Source organism: Neisseriaceae bacterium CLB008, from assembly GCA_041228285.1.
GTDB lineage: Bacteria > Pseudomonadota > Gammaproteobacteria > Burkholderiales > Neisseriaceae > JAGNPU01.
This window is the reverse complement of the sequence record CP166133.1, coordinates 1,269,441-1,287,614: the sequence shown is the minus strand read 5'-3', so window position 1 is coordinate 1,287,614 and position 18,174 is coordinate 1,269,441. Positions and strand designations below refer to the sequence as shown.

The 18,174-nt window shown below is 52.9% G+C and carries 13 protein-coding genes and 2 riboswitches; of the genes, 10 read left to right on the top strand and 3 right to left on the bottom strand.

Annotated features, from left to right (window positions below; all coding sequences use genetic code 11):
* Positions 1-79: 79 nt before the first annotated feature.
* A complete protein-coding gene (gene paaX, locus AB8Q18_05840; GenBank protein ID XDZ52579.1) occupies positions 80-1,015 on the top strand; it encodes a phenylacetic acid degradation operon negative regulatory protein PaaX in 936 nt (311 codons plus the stop codon).
* Here the strand turns inward: paaX and AB8Q18_05835 are convergent.
* A complete protein-coding gene (locus AB8Q18_05835) occupies positions 1,012-2,535 on the bottom strand; it encodes an MFS transporter (GenBank protein XDZ52578.1) in 1,524 nt (507 codons plus the stop codon). The genes paaX and AB8Q18_05835 overlap by 4 nt on opposite strands.
* Before the next feature lie 161 nt (positions 2,536-2,696).
* Between AB8Q18_05835 and AB8Q18_05830 the strand changes: the two genes are divergently transcribed.
* Positions 2,697-3,536: a LysR family transcriptional regulator gene (locus AB8Q18_05830; GenBank protein ID XDZ52577.1), complete on the top strand. Its 840-nt coding sequence runs from the start codon at positions 2,697-2,699 to the stop codon at positions 3,534-3,536.
* 19 nt (positions 3,537-3,555) lie between these two features.
* Here the strand turns inward: AB8Q18_05830 and AB8Q18_05825 are convergent, their stop codons facing one another.
* Entirely contained in the window at positions 3,556-4,206 is a 651-nt protein-coding gene (locus AB8Q18_05825; protein ID XDZ52576.1) for a LysE/ArgO family amino acid transporter, read from the bottom strand.
* A gap of 109 nt (positions 4,207-4,315) precedes the next feature.
* Between AB8Q18_05825 and AB8Q18_05820 the strand changes: the two genes are divergently transcribed.
* Positions 4,316-5,215 carry a LysR family transcriptional regulator ArgP gene (locus AB8Q18_05820; protein XDZ52575.1) on the top strand — a complete coding sequence of 300 codons (900 nt, stop codon included), beginning with the start codon at positions 4,316-4,318 and terminating at the stop codon, positions 5,213-5,215.
* Between the two features lie 52 nt (positions 5,216-5,267).
* Here the strand turns inward: AB8Q18_05820 and mfd are convergent, their stop codons facing one another.
* On the bottom strand, positions 5,268-8,750 hold the full coding sequence (gene mfd / locus AB8Q18_05815; protein ID XDZ52574.1) for a transcription-repair coupling factor: 3,483 nt from the start codon (positions 8,748-8,750) through the stop codon (positions 5,268-5,270).
* Between the two features lie 451 nt (positions 8,751-9,201).
* Positions 9,202-9,305: riboswitch (SAM riboswitch) on the top strand.
* 143 nt (positions 9,306-9,448) lie between these two features.
* Between mfd and AB8Q18_05810 the strand changes: the two genes are divergently transcribed.
* From AB8Q18_05810 to mnmC, 7 genes are all read left to right on the top strand, one after another.
* A complete protein-coding gene (locus AB8Q18_05810) occupies positions 9,449-10,270 on the top strand; it encodes a MetQ/NlpA family ABC transporter substrate-binding protein (GenBank protein ID XDZ52573.1) in 822 nt (273 codons plus the stop codon).
* A gap of 16 nt (positions 10,271-10,286) precedes the next feature.
* A complete protein-coding gene (locus AB8Q18_05805) occupies positions 10,287-11,111 on the top strand; it encodes a MetQ/NlpA family ABC transporter substrate-binding protein (protein XDZ52572.1) in 825 nt (274 codons plus the stop codon).
* 39 nt (positions 11,112-11,150) lie between these two features.
* Positions 11,151-12,167 (top strand): methionine ABC transporter ATP-binding protein, encoded by a 1,017-nt coding sequence (locus tag AB8Q18_05800; GenBank protein ID XDZ52571.1) that lies wholly within the window; start codon positions 11,151-11,153, stop codon positions 12,165-12,167.
* A complete protein-coding gene (locus AB8Q18_05795; GenBank protein ID XDZ52570.1) occupies positions 12,160-12,840 on the top strand; it encodes a methionine ABC transporter permease in 681 nt (226 codons plus the stop codon). Before AB8Q18_05800 ends, AB8Q18_05795 begins: the two co-directional genes overlap by 8 nt.
* Positions 12,841-12,866: 26 nt before the next feature.
* Positions 12,867-12,970: riboswitch (SAM riboswitch) on the top strand.
* A gap of 88 nt (positions 12,971-13,058) precedes the next feature.
* Positions 13,059-13,895, top strand: coding sequence for a MetQ/NlpA family ABC transporter substrate-binding protein (locus AB8Q18_05790; protein ID XDZ52569.1), 837 nt, complete (start codon positions 13,059-13,061; stop codon positions 13,893-13,895).
* Positions 13,896-14,156: 261 nt separating this feature from the next.
* Positions 14,157-16,361 carry an AsmA family protein gene (locus AB8Q18_05785; GenBank protein XDZ52568.1) on the top strand — a complete coding sequence of 735 codons (2,205 nt, stop codon included), beginning with the start codon at positions 14,157-14,159 and terminating at the stop codon, positions 16,359-16,361.
* Entirely contained in the window at positions 16,358-17,998 is a 1,641-nt protein-coding gene (gene mnmC / locus AB8Q18_05780; protein ID XDZ52567.1) for an FAD-dependent 5-carboxymethylaminomethyl-2-thiouridine(34) oxidoreductase MnmC, read from the top strand. Before AB8Q18_05785 ends, mnmC begins: the two co-directional genes overlap by 4 nt.
* The last annotated feature ends 176 nt before the right edge of the window (positions 17,999-18,174 follow it).

Below are 18,174 nucleotides of genomic sequence, written 5' to 3'. Positions count from 1 at the left end.
GCCAGTTAGGCGCGCCCAGTTTAGGGTGGCTCTTGACTGGCTTTTTTGCCCTTGCCCTCCCTATTAGAAAGCCGATATTTTGTCGATTCAGCACATCCTAGACAGCAAACTTAACCCTCAATCCTTGCAAGCAGGCTCCCTAATCACCACGCTATTAGGCGATGCCGTCCTGCCGCGCGGCGGCAAGATTTGGCTGGGCAGCCTCATCCAGCTACTGGCGCCCTTTGGCCTCAATGAACGGCAGATCCGCACAGCCGTCTTTCGGCTGGCTAAAGAAGAATGGCTATCCAATGAGCTGCATGGCCGCCGCTCCGACTACGTTTTGACCACGACGGGTCGACATCGATTTGAAAAAGCCGCCCAGCAGATTTACGCCGCCCACTCACCGCTTTGGGATCAGCAGTGGCGGCTCATCATGGTGGTGGGCACTCTGAGCACCAAAGAACGCGAATACCTGAAAAAAACCCTATTTTGGCAAGGCTTTGGCAAAATCGGCAGCGACGCCTTCATCCACCCCAGCGCCGAACTCAATACCGCCCTCGACAGCCTCGTGGCCGACGGCATGGCCCCCGTCATGAGCGCCCTCATGCCTCTAGTGGCCACCGACGCTCGGCTGCATCTGTCTATCAGCAATAAGGCCTTAGTCGACAGCGCTTGGGATTTAGCCAAGCTGGCCAAATCCTATCAAGCCTTTATCCAAGCCTATCAGCCCGTTTTAACGGAGCTACAGCAGGCTCATGCCCACTCGACCCAGCAAGCCTTTATGCTGCGCACCCTGTTAATTCATGATTATCGACGCCTGCTGCTGCGCGACCCACAATTGCCTGATGCCCTATTGCCTCAGGATTGGCCCGGTCATCAAGCCAGGCTGTTGTGTAAAGAAGTCTACCTACGCCTACAGGCCCCCTCAGAAGCCTACCTTGACGAATACATGCGCCTGGCCAACGGCGACACGCCAGCCAGCCTGCCCTTATTACAGCAGCGCTTTCAGGCCGCTGGCCAGGCCTGGACTTAAAGCCCCGGCGTTTTCGCCACCGCGCCACCAAAAACCAATCGCGCCAACAGCCCCAATACCAACGGCGCCAAGGCGCCGTATAGCGTCACCCAGCCAAAACCAAAGGCCAATGTGTCGCGCACCGCCTGCGCCGACAGCCCGCTTTCGGTAGCGGCCGCCACATTGCCCGCGGCAATCACGTCGACCAACGCCTTCAGCTCAGGCGCCGACAGCGAATGGGCCGACGTCATCGTCAAACTCGCTGCAATGCCCGCGGCCAAAAGCCAGCCCATAACCGCAATATTGATCGACAGCGAAATCATTCTGGCGCTGAACTCCATCCCTGAAGCCATGCCGGCTCGTTCCGGCGCCAAAGCACCCGAACTGGTGTTGGTCACGGGCGTATTGGTCAATCCAAGCCCTATACCCGCCAACACACACCCAGGCAATAGGGTCAACCAGCTGGCCGAAGCCGACTGCATCACCCAATAAAGACAACCGAAACCCGCCGCGATGCTCAGCAACCCGAGGGGAATCACCCCACTCGGCCCATACTTCAACAACAGCCGCTCAGCATAAGGCGGCATCAGCACCGTGGGCAAGGTATAGGCCAATAAGGTTACGCCCGCCATCAAACTGCTGTAACCCAGCACCGATTGAAGGTAGATCGGAAAATAAATGATGAATGGCCAGAAACTGAAGTTCATGCCACTCGCGCCCATCAGAGCGCCCGAAAAAGCACGGATGCGAAAGCTTGTAAAATCAAAAATGGGGCGAGCCACTCTGCGCTCAATGCACACAAACAGGCTCAATCCCAGCAGGCTCAGTAGCGCCACGGCCCAAACTTCTGGATCAGCCAAGCCCAAGCCCCGTCCTTGAGTCATCAAATACACCAACCCAAAAACGCCCACAGGCAGGGTCAACATGCCGCCCACATCCATTTTTGTGGCGCTCGGGTCTGACGATTCTGACACGCCCAAATAGGCCAACACCGCCGTCAGCAGCGCAATGCCAACATGAATCAAAAACACCCAAGGCCAGCTCATAAAGGCCACAATCACGCCGCCCACCAATGGGCCAAAGCCCAAGCCCAAACCAAAGATGACGCCCCACCAGGCAAACGCCACGCTGCGCACCCGCCCGCTGTGAAACTGGGCCGATAAAATCGCCACCTGACAAGACAGCATACCGGCGGCGCTTAAGCCTTGAATAAAGCGTGCCCCAATCAGCAATGAAGCACTGTTGGCCAATCCACAGATGAGTGAAGCCAGGCCAAATACCACAATGCTGTATAAAAAGACTCGCTTACGGCCATAGCGATCCGCCAATGCCCCCGTCGCGATTAAGGTCGCACACATTGCCAAGGTATAGGCATTCATCACCCACTGTAGCTGCTTAAAGTCAGCCGGCAAGCGGTGCTCCAACGTGGGTAAAATAGAAGGAATACTGGTGATTTCCAGCCCCAGCATGACCGCAGACAAGCACACAGCTGCCAGCGCAAGCCTATCAGTTGTCGATGAAATAGTATTGAATATGGTCATGATGTGTATCCAAATGTTTAAAGTGGCCGCTGGCTGTCTACCTCACGCCACACGTCGGCCCAGAACGTCAAAAAATCAGTCTGGGACGATCCTAGCAGTGCTATGATCACAAAGTAAACGTATGAATAAACATTATTAATACAACAAAAGAGTATAGATAAATGATGACGTTAAGCGTGGATGCCGTTCGGGCATTTGTGATGATTGCCGACTTACAAAGCTTTACCCGTGCGGCCGATGAACTGGGGTCGACGCAAGGCGCCCTGAGCGTTCAGCTCAAACGTTTGGAACAAAAGCTAGGCCACCAGCTCATTGTTCGCACGCCCCGCTACGTCCGCTTATCCCGCCACGGTGCGCTGTTCATTGGCCCTGCGCGCGATTTTTTGGCGGCCCATGCCTTGGCCATCCGCAGCCTAACTCAGCCGCGCCGGCAGCTTAAACTCGGCATTGCCGCCCACGTTCTGGGCCCCGAAATTCCGCGGCTGTTAGGTCGACTCCAAGCCCTCGACCCTGCGCTATTGCTTGAAATCAAGCTTGATTGCCCACAAACCCTACTGGCGCTTTATGAGGCCGATGCGCTCAACACCCTCATCATTAGACATGAAGATGATGACCGTAGCGGCACCGTTCTGTGCTCGGAACCTTTTGGCTGGTATGCCGCGCCTAGCTTTCGGCACCATGGCCCTGACCCTCTGCCTTTGGCAAATCAGGCGCCCGACTGCGGCATCCGTAAAATGGCCGCCCAGGCCCTAGATGAGGCCCATATTTCTTGGCAAGAGCTTCTGGTCGGCGGCGGGCCATCCATGGTAGACGCCACCGTGGCTGCGGGGCTGGCCATCGGCCTATTTCCTTGCCGACTGGTGCCCCCTGAATTAATTGAAGTCGGTTCCAGCTTAGGCCTGCCGATAGTACCGTCCTCAACGGTGGTGATGCATTCCACCTTATCTGACCCCCAATCCCTAGACGTCCTGCGCCTGATCAGCAGTGCTTTTAAGTCCTAGGTATTTTTGCCCGTGATGATTACGCAATGTCTAAATGCCATAAGCCATAGGCGATGCCCCACATCACCACCGCCACAATAAAATCAAATACCCGCGTCACGCGTGGGTTTTGAAAATAGCGCGCTGCCGACTTGGAAGCAAACCCCGTGGCGTAAAACCACACAAATGATGACGCCCCAGCACCGGCAATAAACCACCACTTATCCGTCGCCGACAGGCGCGAACCTAAATTACCCAAAATCAGAAACGTATCCAAATAAACATGTGGGTTTAACAATGAAAAAGCCAAGCCAGACAGCAACAACCCGCCTTGTCGATACTTACCGCGCACTTCGCTGAGGCGTTCATTCATCGCCGCCTCTGCGCTGAGCCAGCCCTGAGGGGATTTAGCCAAGGCATTCTTAAGCGACAGCGCGCCGTAATAGGCCAAAAAGGCACAGCCGCCCCATTTGGCCACGCTGACAAAGCCAGGAATTTGCGCCATCAGCGTCGCCATAAAAAACGTGCCCAAGGTGATCAGCACCGTATCGCACACCGATGCCAACGTGGCCGCAAAAAATACATTACGCCCGCTTAAGCCCACCTTAATGATGTAAATATTCTGCGCCCCAATGGCCATAATCAGGCCAATCCCGACCACAAACGCCTGCCAAAAAATACCGTTGCCCATGCCCTACCCTCGTTTGATTAAAAGCAGGCGCCATCTTGGCACAGCGCGCATTTTTGGTTAAGCTGTTTAATATTATTTCATCTAGCTTTAAATTATCTTAAAGACGCCCATGACGCCCATGACGCTCAACCCCAAACACACGCAAGCGCTGCTCACCGTCGCCGACCAAGGCAGCTTCGAAGCGGCCGCCGCCACTTTGTCCCTCACCACCTCAGCCGTGTCTCAACGCATTAAGGCCTTGGAAACCGACATGGGCGCTGTCTTGGTGATCCGCGCACGGCCATGCCGACTGACCAAAGAAGGCCATCTACTGGCCCAGTATCTGCGTCGGGCCCGCATGTTAGCCGACGAATTCAGCGCCGACTATCGGCAACAGCAGGCGGATTTGGTTTCTATGAGCATTGCCGCCAACAATGACTCCCTATCAACCTGGCTGCTGCCCGTATTAGCCGAGTTCATGCAGCAAGAACCCAGCCTGTGGCATCTGCGCCTCTACGACCAAGCGGTGACTCACAAAGCTCTAGAAGAAGGCCACGTCATCGCCGCCATTACCGACAAAGGCCAGGCCATGCGTGGCTGTTCCGTGGCCTATCTAGGCGCCATCCGCTATCGGCTGCTGGCCACCCCCTCGTTTTACGCGCGCTGGTTTGGCTCTGGCCTCAATCGCAGCAGCTTGAAACAGGCCCCCTTACTGGTGTTTGACCATCTAGACAAACTGCAAGACCACTTCTTACAACAACACTTTGGCCTACGCCAAGAAGCCTGCCCTCGCCACTACATCCCCTCTGCGGTGGCGTTTTATCAGGCCGTAGAATTAAGCATGGGCTACGGCATGATTCCTGAACTGCAATACCAAAATGCCGTAGCCGACGGCAGGCTGATCGACCTCATGCCCGGAGCCTACATCGATGTTCCGCTGTATTGGCACTATTGGCAGGTGCATTCTGCCAAGGTAGCGAGGCTAACCGACTTTTTAGTGACTCAGGCGCAGCGGGTGTTACAGGCATAAAAAAACCGCAGGCCAACAGGCGCTGCGGTTTACTGGTAATGATCAATATGGCCTATTTCTTAACCTTATTGGCAAACTTACCCTTTTTCTTTGGCTCAGCCTCGGCCGCATCGGCTTTGGGCACTAAACTGCTTAGATCAGGCACGTTCAACTCACTCATCAAGGCCTTCACCCGCACGATGCGCTTATCGATGTCCTCAATGTCAATGTCGACCTTAAGCTTGTCTGGGCCAGCCAAATGGTAGGCTTTTTGGGTTTGAATCAGGCTAATGATGTGCACCGGATCAATGCGGTGATTCTTACTCATGGTCACCGTGATGGTGCTGGCGCTGGCGTCTAGCTGATCCACGCCCATCTGCGCCGCCACGAGGCGAATGCGATGGCTCTCGATCAGCGTTTTAGCTGGCTGCGGCGGCAGGCCAAAGCGATCGATCAGCTCTTCGTGTACGGCGTCGATTTCCTCAGTCTCCTCGCAGGCCGCCAAACGTTTGTACAGCACCAAGCGCTCATGAATGTCCGGACAATAGGTGTCGGGCAACAGCGCGGGGCTATGCAGCTTGATCTCGGTGGTCACGCCTAGCGGCGCATCCAAATCAGGCACGCGGCCGTTTTTAAGATCACGTACCGCCTGCTTCAGCATCTCTGTATAGAGGGTAAAGCCCACCTGTATCATTTCGCCAGACTGGCCATCGCCTAAAATTTCGCCGGCACCACGAATTTCCAAATCCTGCATGGCCAAAGTAAAGCCCGCGCCTAGCTCATCCGCCATTTGAATCGCTTCTAGACGCTTTTCTGCATCCTTACTGATGAACTCAGGCGTCAGCAAATAGGCATAGGCCTGATGGTGAGAACGGCCCACACGCCCACGCAGCTGATGCAGCTGAGCCAGACCAAACTTGTCGGCACGATTGATGATGATGGTATTGGCATTGGGGATGTCGATGCCGGTTTCAATGATGGTCGAACACAGCAAGACGTTGAACTTTTGCTGTAAGAAATCACGCATCACCTGCTCTAGCTCGCGCTCACGCATTTGCCCATGCGCTACGGCGATCCGCGCCTCTGGCATTAAATCGGCCAGACGCTCATACATGTTTTCAATGGTCGCGACTTCGTTGTGTAAGAAGAACACCTGACCACCCCGTTTTAATTCACGCAGCAAGGCTTCTCTCACCACACTTTCGGCAGCAGGCTGCACAAAGGTCTTAACCGACAAGCGGCGCTGTGGCGGCGTGGCGATGATGGAAAAGTCGCGCAGTCCTTCTAAAGCCATCGACAAGGTACGCGGAATTGGCGTGGCCGTTAGGGCTAAAATATCCACATTGGTGCGTAACCGCTTCAGCTGCTCTTTTTGGCGCACGCCAAAACGGTGTTCCTCATCAATGACCACCAGTCCTAGGTTTTTAAACCCAACGTCGGGCTGAATCAGCTTATGGGTACCGATGACAATGTCGACCGAGCCATCAGCGATGCCAGCCAAAGACTGTTTGGTTTCTTTACTGCTGTTAAAGCGCGACAGCTGCGCTACCTTAATGGGGAAATCAGCAAAGCGGTCGCTGAAATGCTGAAAATGCTGCTCAACCAAGAGCGTAGTCGGCGCCAGAATGGCCACTTGCTTACCCCCCATGACGGCCACAAAGGCCGCCCTAAGCGCCACTTCTGTCTTGCCAAAGCCCACATCACCACACACCAGCCTATCCATAGGCTTGGTGCTGGTTAAGTCTTTTAAAACCGCGCCAATAGCCGCGGCCTGATCCGGGGTTTCTTCATAGCCAAAACCATCGGCAAAAGCCTGATAATCTGATTCATTGAGACTGTACTGAAAGCCTTCTTGCGCGGCGCGCTGGGCATACAGATTTAATAGTTCGGCCGCCGTATCGCGCGCCTTTTCTGCGGCGCGGCGCTTGGCCTTATCCCAACTAGCGTTGCCCAATTTATGCAGGTGTACGTCTTCGTGCGCCTGTCCAGCGTAGCGGCTGATGACGTGCAACTGCGACACCGGCACATACAGCTGGCCGCCATCGGCGTACTCAAGCAACATCAGCTCGGTATTGCCTTCACCCAAATCCAGGGTCACCAAGCCCATATAGCGGCCAATGCCGTGATCCTCATGTACGACGGGATCACCCACCTTAATCTCGGCCAGATCGCGCAACAGCGCATCGGTATTGACCGCGGTTTTTTTGCGCACGCGCCGCCCCCTGGCCACGTGCTGATACAGATCGGCCTCGGTGACAACGGCCAGATTTTGGTCGGGCAGGCAATAGCCATTGGTCAAGGGCGCCACGCCCAAAAACAGGCCTTGCTTTTGGCTGATGAAGCTTTGCCAATCGGCACTGATTTTGGCCTTAAACCCATACTCACTAAAGAACTGGCCAACGGTTTCACGCCGGCCGGCACTTTCCACACAAATTAATGTTTTACCATTAAATGACTCTTGAAAAGACGCAAATGCCTGTAGGGGATTGTCCAGCTTGCGATCCACAGCAATTTGCGGCAAGGCGTTTTGGCCCGGGTCAAACGACAGCACCAGCTGAGCATAAGGCTTAATTTTACCCATGAACGCATCTTCACTCAGGTAGAGATACTTGGGCGGCAGGGGCGGATAAAGCGGATCCGTTTCGGCCAGATGATGACGCATTTTGACGTCGGCCCAAAACTCGGCGGCCATTTTAGGCACATCACCATGCCAGACAATCAGCGCATCATCGCCCAAATAGTCCAACACCGTGGCGGGGTCGGCTTCAAAGAACAAGGGAAAATAGTACTCGATGCCGGCACCAAACAGGCCTTTTGACACGTCTTGATACACCTTAGCGTCCATCGGATTACTGTTGATTACCTCACGGAAACGCTGCCTAAACAGGGTCTGCACCGCCACATCGGTTGGAAACTCATGGGCCGGCAAGATCCGCACGTCGCTCACCGGATGCTGAGTGCGCTGGCTGTCGACGTCAAACACCTTAATGCTGTCGATTTCATCATCAAAAAGGTCTATCCGATAAGGCGCCGCACTGCCCATGGGATAAACGTCTAAGAGCCCGCCGCGCATCGAAAACTCGCCCGCAGCCACTACTTGAGTCACGTGCTGATAGCCCGCCTCGGCCAAATTACGACGCAAACGCTCAGGATCCAGCTTGTCACCGGTGCGCACCCAAAAGGTTCGGCCCAGCACAAACTCAACCGGCGGCAACAGCTGCATCGCGGTACTGACCGTCATCAACACCCAGTCGACCTGGTCATTCTTCAACTGCCACAGCGTGGCCAAGCGTTCGCTGATTAAATCCTGCTGCGGTGAGAAATGGTCGTAGGGTAAGGTTTCCCAATCAGGCAAATAGGCACAGCTGCGCCCTGGTGCGTAAAAAGCCATGGCGTCGCGCAGCCGCAAAGCCTGCTCTGCGGTTTCAGTTAAAATCAGGGTCTTTTGTTTTTTCGGTAATTTTTGCGCCAAAAATAAGGCATCGGCATTCACCGGCATTTCAAACCAAGTGGCTTTTTCGCCCACCTTAGGCAAAGGGAATTCAGACATACTCATCCATCAGTTGTTGGTTAAGACCTTCAAAGTCTCCATATTATACGCATATTGACCGTCTATGCTCATTTGCCCGCCCACTATTCCCCCCCATTCCCCATAGTGGCCGCTGCACGCCACACTTTATATCTAAGCACTAAACGCCAAATACACCATTAAAACCTTCAGACCCATTGCTGAATTTAGGGTTTGCCCAGCAGGGCGCCCGCCTTAGCCTAAAAAGGCATAACCTCATAACCATAAAATATTACCCAAACGCAGCACCTTCTTTTATAGTGAGGCTTAGGCAGTCAGGCAAATGAGGCCATCCTCCCTTGCCAGCCAAGTTGGCTGCCGACGCATCTGACTTGTCCTGATTCAACCCAGTAGCGTCGGGACAATAAAAAAAGCCTTGCCTAATAAATTCAATCTGATTTATAGTAGAGGCCTTAGCAAGCAGCAAAGCTAAACTTATTACTTATCAAGAGTGGTGGAGGGACAGGCCCTGTGAAACCCGGCAACCAGATCAAGCGATCAAGGTGCTAAATCCTGCAAGCCCAAGGGCTTGGTAGATAAGGCGACGGACATCTAACCATCACTTATCGATAAGTGATGGTTTTTTTTGCGCGCTAGCACGTAATAATAAACAGCAACAGACACAATGCCTTCTAATAATAACCATTGTGCCCTTGTGATCACGATCGAACTTAAAGGACCTATGTATGAGCCAGAATAAATTAAAATCCTTATCCGTTGCGGCGGTTTTGGCCTTAGGCCTATTGGCCGGCTGCGGTGGCAAAACGCAAGAAAGCAAAACCCTAAGCACCACCAACTGGGCCATTGGCGTAACCGGCGGCCCACACGAACAAGTAGTGAATAAAGTAAAAGAATTGGCGGCCAAGGACGGCATCACCATCGACGTTAAAGTGTTCAGCGACTACAACACGCCCAATACCGCCCTGGCTGAAGGCAGCCTGGACATGAATAACTATCAAACCTTGCCGTTCCTAGTGGATCAAAAAAACGCCAAGGGTTATAAAATCACCGAAGTATTTGAAACCACCGCCTTCCCGATGGCCATTTACTCCGACAAAATTAAAGACATTAAAGCACTGAAGTCTGGCGACCGCGTAGCCGTGCCGAACGACCCGGCTAATGAACTTCGTGCGCTGCGCCTCTTTGAAGCGGCCGGCCTGATCAAGTTAAAAGAAGGTTTAACCGAAAGCGCCACCAAACGCGACATTGCCGAAAACCCTTTAAACCTAGAGTTTTTAGAGCTGCCTGCTGCGCAATTGCCCAGCCAATTGCCTGAATTAGCCGCCGCCGCGATTAATGCTAACTTCGCCTTAAGCAGCAACCTATCTGCCGCAGAACAAGGCATTTTTAAAGAAGCCAGCGATGTGGCCTACCCTAACTATGTCGTGGTTCGCGACGAGAACGTCAACGACGAAGCGGTTGCCCTATTTAAGAAATATTATTACTCTGATGAAGTTCGTACCTTCATTAACGATAAATTCCAAGGCGCCATTGTGCCCTTATTCTAACCATAAAGGATGATGTATGTTGCTCACTAAAAAAACGTGGTTACTCACCACAACAGCATTGGTTGTCGGTGGTTTATTAAGCGCCTGTGGCGCCCAAGACAAAAAACTAGACACCTTGGACCCGACCCATTTGACAGTTGGCGTGACCGGCGGCTCTCATGAAGAGATCATGCAAATCGTTAAAGCTGAAGCCGCTAAAGATGGCCTAACCATCGACATTAAAGTGTTCAGCGACTACAACACGCCCAATACCGCATTGGCTGAAGGCAGCTTAGACTTAAACAGCTACCAAACCTTGCCGTTCCTAGACGAACAAAAAAAGGCTAAGGGCTTTAAGATTACCGAAGCGTTTAAAACCGTGGCTGAACCAATGGCCATTTACGCCAAAGGCATTAAAAACATTGCCGACATTAAAGAAGGCGATCGCGTGGCCGTACCTAACGATCCTTCTAACGAATTACGCGCTTTGAAACTGTTTGAACAAGCAGGCTTAATCAAACTAAAAGAAGGCTTGAGCGAAAGCGGCACCAAACGCGACATCGTAGAAAACCGCTTAAACCTTGATTTCCAAGAATTGCCTGCGGCACAACTGCCCACCCAGCTGCCAGAACTGGTTGCAGCCGCCATTAACGGCAACTACGCGATGAACGGTGGCTTGACCATCAATAACGACGCCATCTTCAAAGAAGAAGCTGACCAAGCCTACCCTAATTACGTGGTGGCCCGTGACGTAAACTTGAACGACCCAACCTTGGCGAAGTTTAAAGACTATTACCAGTCTGATGCCGTACGTCAATTTATTGCTGAGAAATATCAGGGTTCTGTCGTGCCGTTGTTCTAAGCACGTAGACACCCTTAAAGAAAGGTATGGAACACCCCTATGATTGAGCTAAGCAACATTAATAAAACGTTTTATGTAGATAAACGCCCCGTTCAGGCGCTCAAAGACGTCTCAATCAACGTTAAAAAAGGCGAAATTTTCGGCATCATTGGTTACAGTGGTGCCGGGAAGAGTACCTTGGTTCGTTGTGTGAATTTATTAGAACGCCCTGATTCAGGCTCGGTCATCGTTGATGGCCGCGACCTAACCCGCGCCAGCAAGGCCGAGTTGAATAAGGCCCGCCACAAGATCGGCATGATCTTCCAAGGCTATAACCTACTGAAAACCGCTACTGTGTATGACAATATTGCCATTCCACTGCGTTTAGAAGGCGTCGCCAAAGAAGAAATTGCCCGTCGCGCCGAAAAATACCTCGACATTGTTGGCTTGAGCGATCGCCATGATTACTTCCCTAATCAGCTTTCTGGCGGTCAAAAACAGCGCGTGGCCATTGCCCGTGCCCTAGCCCATGAACCGGAAATCTTGCTCAGCGACGAGGCCACCAGCGCCTTAGACCCAGAAACGACTGAGTCGATTTTAGCCCTGTTGCTGAAGATTAACCGCGAGCTAAACATCACCATCTTTTTAATCACTCATGAACTGGAAGTGATTGAACGCATCTGCGACAAGGTGGCGATTATGGAACATGGCAAAGTGATTGAAGCTGGCGACGTTTTAAGCATCCTTGCCAAGCCGCAGCAAGCCGTGACCAAGCGCTTTTTGCGCAGCACGGCGCCGAAGCTGCCAGAAGAACTCACCGAACGCCTACGCCAAACAGGCTCTTTGGTCCACCTCACTTTTATTGGCATCTCTTCGGAAGAACCGAACCTAGCCTTGGTGCCTGAACGTTTTCAGGTTTACCCCAATATCTTGGGCGGCAACATCGCCCAATTAAAAAATGGGCTATTAGGGCAGCTTTTGGTTCATCTAAAAGGCGACCCCAAGCAGGTGGCCCAAGCCATTGCATTTTTAGAAAGCCACGGCATCAGCGTCGAGAAGGAGCAAGATTATGTCTAGTATCACTGACTTTTTCGGCATTGTGGCCAGCAACGGCGACCTACTCTTAGAAGGCCTTGGCCAAACTTTGGCCATGACCGGCATTTCTTTACTGTTGGCCACCGTGGTGGGTTTGCCCCTAGGCACGCTCTTGATCCTGACTCGTAAAGGCGGCGCCTTTGATCGCCCCACGCTGTCGCTAGTGTTGAACACCGTGATCAACATCATTCGGTCGATTCCGTTCATCATTTTGCTGTTCTTGATCATCCCCATCACTCGCTTTTTGGTGGGCACCACCATCGGCATCCAGGGCGTGATCTTACCGCTGGTGTTGTATACGGCACCGTATATTGCACGCTTGATGGAATCGGCTATTTTGGAAGTTGATAAAGGCGTATTGGAGGCTTACGAGGCCATGGGCATTCCCACTCATAAAATCGTTTGCTTTGTACTGCTGCGCGAAGCCAGAAGCGGCATTATTCTGGGCTTAACCATCGCCACCATCGGCCTGATTGGCGCCACCGCCATGGCCGGTTTAGTGGGCGCAGGCGGCCTAGGCGACATCGCCTACCAATATGGTTATTTACGTTTTGAGCCTGAGATCATGTACACCAGCATTGTGCTGTTGATCATCTTAGTGCAATTGATTCAAAGCTTAGGCAGCCGCATGGCCGCTAAATTGAAAAAGGACTAACCCACGAGTTAACCCTATACGTTTTACGCTTATCCAGAGCGGCTGAGGGACAGGCCCTATGAAGCCCAGCAACCTACTTGTTAAGGTGCTAATTCCTGCAAAACATCCTCGATGTTTTGAAAGATAAGTCATGCTTTATGTTAAAGCCATTGCTTATCGTGCGCACCGTACTTTAAGCGATGGCTTTTTTTATGTTTGACCAACCAAAGGAGAATCCCATGCAACTCACCACCCTAGCCAAGAAACTCGGCGCCATCGCCTTGATTGGCGGCCTATTAGCCGCTTGCTCAAAAGGCGACAGTAGCCCAGCCAGCGCCGAACACAAGGCCCTAGACCCGCAAAACATCACCGTCGGCGCCATTGGCGGCCCGCACGAGCAGATTCTAGAAGCAGTAAAAGCCTTGGCCGCCAAAGATGGCGTGACCATTAACGTTAAAGTTTTTAATGACTTCAATATTCCCAATATTGCCCTAGCCGAAGGCAGCATTGACGCCAACAGTTACCAATCACTGCCGTTTTTAACCCTGCAAAAACAGGACCAAGGCTTTAAGCTAACGGAAGCGTTTAAAACCATTGCGCTGCCCATGGGCATTTACTCCAATAAGGTTAAAGACCTTAAAGATCTGCAACCAGGCGCCAAGGTCGGCATCCCTAACGATCCCGCTAACGAGCTACGGGCCCTACAGCTGTTCGAAGCCGCCGGCGTCATCAAGCTTAAGCCTGGCCTAACCGACAAGGCCACCAAACGCGACATCGCCGAAAATCCGTTAAACCTAGACTTTCAAGAGCTCATGGCACCCCAGATTCCCACTCAGCTAGCCGCTTTGGACGCTGCTGCCATCAACACCAACTTCGCCTTGCATGCAGGTTTAACGCTCAAAGACGCCCTGCATCATGAAGTTTTAGAAGGCAACCCGCACACCAACTACATTGTGGTACGGGATGAAAACATCAACGACGAGGCGGTGAAGGTATTACAAAAATACTATCAATCACCTGAGGTAAAAGCCTTTATTTTAGAGACCTTTAATGGCTCTCTCATCCCTTCATTTTAAGTCTAGCGACCACAATAGCCAAAAAGTCTAAGTCGTTCGCTAGAGCCAGACCCAGCTGCCGATCCCATCGGCAGCTTTTTTGTCGCCTCAAACCCCTCCAATCAAGCCCCCATCGCCCTCTCGCCTTCATTCTGATGCCATAAAAAACGCCGCTACAGGCATTCCCATAGCGGCTTGATCATGATATTCTGTGACCGTTTACACCTTTTTCTTTCGTAAACGACCACCATCTTAACTTTAGATTGCCGATGACGACCGCTGATGACCACTAGAATCAAACGCACAGAGCGTAAACTACGCCCCTTATTACTGCTTTGCGCCTTGGCTTTGCTCATCTGGTTACTCACGCCCGTCCTATTGTCCGCCCTGATTAATAAAGCCGACTTAAGACTGGCCCTAGATCAATTCATTGCCCCTACCGAACGCAGCTTGCAGTACGAGCCTGAAATCCGCGCGTCGCTGTTCCCATCGCCGACCATACGCCTGCGCGACGTGTCCATTTCCGCACCGAATCAACCACAAGAAACCGTCATCAAAGCCGCCGACTTATCGCTGCGCTTCAGCTGGCAAAGCCTGTTCCAAACGCCGGAAGTCACCCGCATCATCATGAGCGGCATCACTGTTGACGCACAGCGTAACGAGCAAGGGCATTGGTCGATAGAAGATCTTTTAAACCTGGGCAACACCACCCCATCTCGCCTCAACGTTTTGTCTACCTTACGCATCGGTGACGCTCAGCTGAATTTGTTTGACGAAAACCTACAAAAAACTTATCAAATCAGCCAGTTCTCACTTGACGCTGCGGGCTTACAGGGCAATTCAGGCCAATTAGCACTGTCGGGCCAGTTTATGCAAGATGGGCGCGACCTTGCCTTTCAAGCACAAACCGACACCAAAAAACAGGCTCAGCAATACGCCTTAGAAAACCTAATCGTCAACGCCCAGCTTTTACGCGACGAGGGCACGATCGACGCCAATATCCGCCTGCTCACCAAAGGCCTATGGCATCCAGCTCAGGGCACCTTAGACTTAGACAATGCTGACATCGTCATCGACAGCAACCAAGGGCGCGCCACCACTAACTTACACATCGCCAAATGGCAAGTCACGCCCATGCAGATGACCATTCCGTCCATCACCGTCAATGCCCACTTAACCCAGGACAGCCTCAATCAACTTGACGTCACTGGGCTCATCAGCAATGTGTCCTTTTTTGGCAACCTGCTACAGGTGGAAGACAGCAATTTTCAAGCCGAATACAAAAGCCTACAAAAAACCCTGCTCATGACCGCCCGTGCCAATATGACGGTCAACACCGACAAGCAATTCCAGATCAACGACATCACCTTCAGCAGTCGCGAACAAAACGCCACCGACAATAGCCAACGCTGGCGGACGTTCTTGCAAGGCCAAGCCAAAGGGGTGTTCGGTGAATACGCTTTGTTAAACAGCAGCGGCACCTTAGACGACAGCGCCCTCACCCTGGATTTAAACCATCAGGCCAAAAATGAAGACCAATTTCAGCTACGTCTTGACCTAGAGCGCTTTAACGCCAGCCACTATGTCAGCTTGCCCAGCATGCGCGAAGAATCGGCTGAAGCCTATTTGCCCTTATTTGACGACGACACCCCGTTTCACTTTGGCTGGCTAGATCACCTCAACGTCAGCGGCGACTTAGCCATCAGCAAAATCCAATTGGGCACCTTACAGTTCAACCAGTTCAGCACCCATATTCAGCTGGAACCAGAGCGTTTAACCCTGCAAGACGTGCACGCCCAACTGTATGAAGGCGATTTAATGGGCTCACTCCAGCTAGACACCCACAGCACCCCCAAGCTGACGATTAACCAAAGCATTAAAGGCATGTCGGTACACGCCTGGCTGAACGATTTATTTGGTTACGACCGCCTATCGGGTAATGGCAACACCGACTTAAGCATTGAAGCTCAGGGCAACAGCCCCAAACAAATGCGCGAGCGCCTCAACGGCACCCTCAATCTAGCCCTCAATAAAGGCAAGCTACACGGCATTGACTTTCTCGACCTCATCCAGCAAATTTCGCGCCAAGAAAACCTCACCACGCCAATGGCGCTGGACGTCAACCGTCAATCAGACACGCCTTTTCAGTCGTTCCAGGCCACTATTGAGCTAAAAAATGGCGTGGCCAATAATCAGAACTTTGCCCTGGTGTCGCCTTTCATTACCCTTAACGGCAAAGGCTCTTTAGATTTAAATAAAAAAGAGCTCAACTATCAGCTACACGTTCTGGGGCGCACCTCGGCGCCGCTTAAATACCGTAAGATCAACATTCCGTTGAATATCACGGGCCCGATTAAAGCACCGAGCTACGCCATCGACTACAAAACCTTGGTGCAAAACAAAGACACCCCTGAGGCGCGCCAAAAAGCCTTGCAAAAAGAGCTAGCCAACCAGTTCAGCCAATGGTTTGCCCCCGTTAAACCATGAGCACCGATCAAGCCCCTTTAGCGGCATGGTGCGCCACGCACGCCGACGCGGCCGAGTGGGTATGGCATCTGCCCAGTGCGCTGCCGCTGACGGCTTTACAGCCCTGGTTAAATCAACTGGCGCAACAATCGCTGCTGCAGCCACTCCACCTATGGCTACACCACACCAGCAAACAAGCTCAATCCGCCCAAGCAGACGCTTTAACCCATGGTTATGGCAGCGCCGCGCCAGGATTGAACACCGTTGTGCTCACCCCACGCATCAGGCTGTCGGTATGGATAGGGCCACAGACACCACAATGGCCTAGCCACAGCAATCAAGACGCCTACCTCGCGCTAGACCATCATTTACAGCCACTTGAAACCATCATACCCAAGACGACCGTTGCGCCTTGGTATGCCCCGGCACCAGTTAATCCCGTCAAACACGTCTGCATTGTCGGCGCCGGCATCGCAGGTGCGAGTACCGCCTATGCTTTAGCCATTCAGGGCGTGCACGTCACCGTACTGGAACAAGGCCAAATCGCTGGCGCAGCTTCTGGCAACCGTCAAGGCTTGGTCTACGCCAAGATTTCCCCTCATTTAACCGAACAAAGTCAGCTACTGCTCAATGGTTATGGCTTTACCTTGCGCCTACTGCAAACGCTTTTACCTGGACGAGACGGCTGGGACGACTGTGGCGTCTTGCACTTAGACGTGACGGCGCAAGAGCAAAAACGCAATCAAGCGCTCGCCACGTGGCCTTACCCCGAGTTATGGATGCCCTTAACTCAGGCCCAAGCCAGCCAACGCGCCGGCTTGCCCTTACCCAGCGGCGGCCTATTCTGGCCACAAGGCGGCTGGGTACACCCACCCACACTGATTGCCAAGCTGTTGGATCACCCCAATATTCGCGTCGTTGAACGCTGTACGGTTAACCAGATTGAGCCCTCTGCCACGGGCTGGCTGCTGCACACCAACGCCGTTGAAACCCTGTTTAGCGCCAGCCATTTAGTGCTGTGCCAAGGCCATTTGGCACGCCAATTTCTAGACTTAGCCTACCTACCCTTAAACCCGATTCGCGGCCAAGTCACCCACAGCGCCCAGCCGCCCTCTTTATCACCGCTGCGCATTGCACTGTCTGGCCACAGCTACGTCAGCCCACCGTGGCAAGGCCAGTATTGCTTTGGCGCCAGCTTTCAGGCTGGTGTATGCGACACCACACTCACTCAAACAGAAGAGCGCGACAATGTCGAGGCATTAAACACCTTGTGCCCTGAACTGGCACAAAGCCTAGCGCCCAACGCCCAACCACAAGGCAAAGCCGCCATGCGCTGCGACAGCCATGACCATCTGCCGGTTGTGGGCGCCATCGGCCCACGCGACGCGCTATACGCGGCCTATGCCGAACTGGCCATAGATAAAACGCGCCCTATAGACACGCCCTGTACGTTTTACCCCAATCTGTATGTCAACACCGCCCATGGCACGCGTGGCTTAGCCACAGCGCCTTTGTGTGGCTTTGCTCTGGCTCATGAGCTGCTTGGACACAGCCAAACGCTTAGCCCAGCGCTGAGGGAGGCACTGCATCCACATCGCTTTTGGATTCGCCAGATCATTCGCCGCCAGTGGGATGCTGCTGACGACGGCGCTCAATGATGGTTTGTTGGTGCCCATGTTTAACCCGGTGGGCACGCTGCGCTTTGCCCATCCTACAAATGGCTAAAAAACCATGGTTTATCGCATCATTCCCTATGCTTTTTTTTACGTCTACAGCGCAGGCCCTTAAGCGTAGGGTGGGTCGTGACCCACGCGGGTTTTAAATAGGGGCGCCT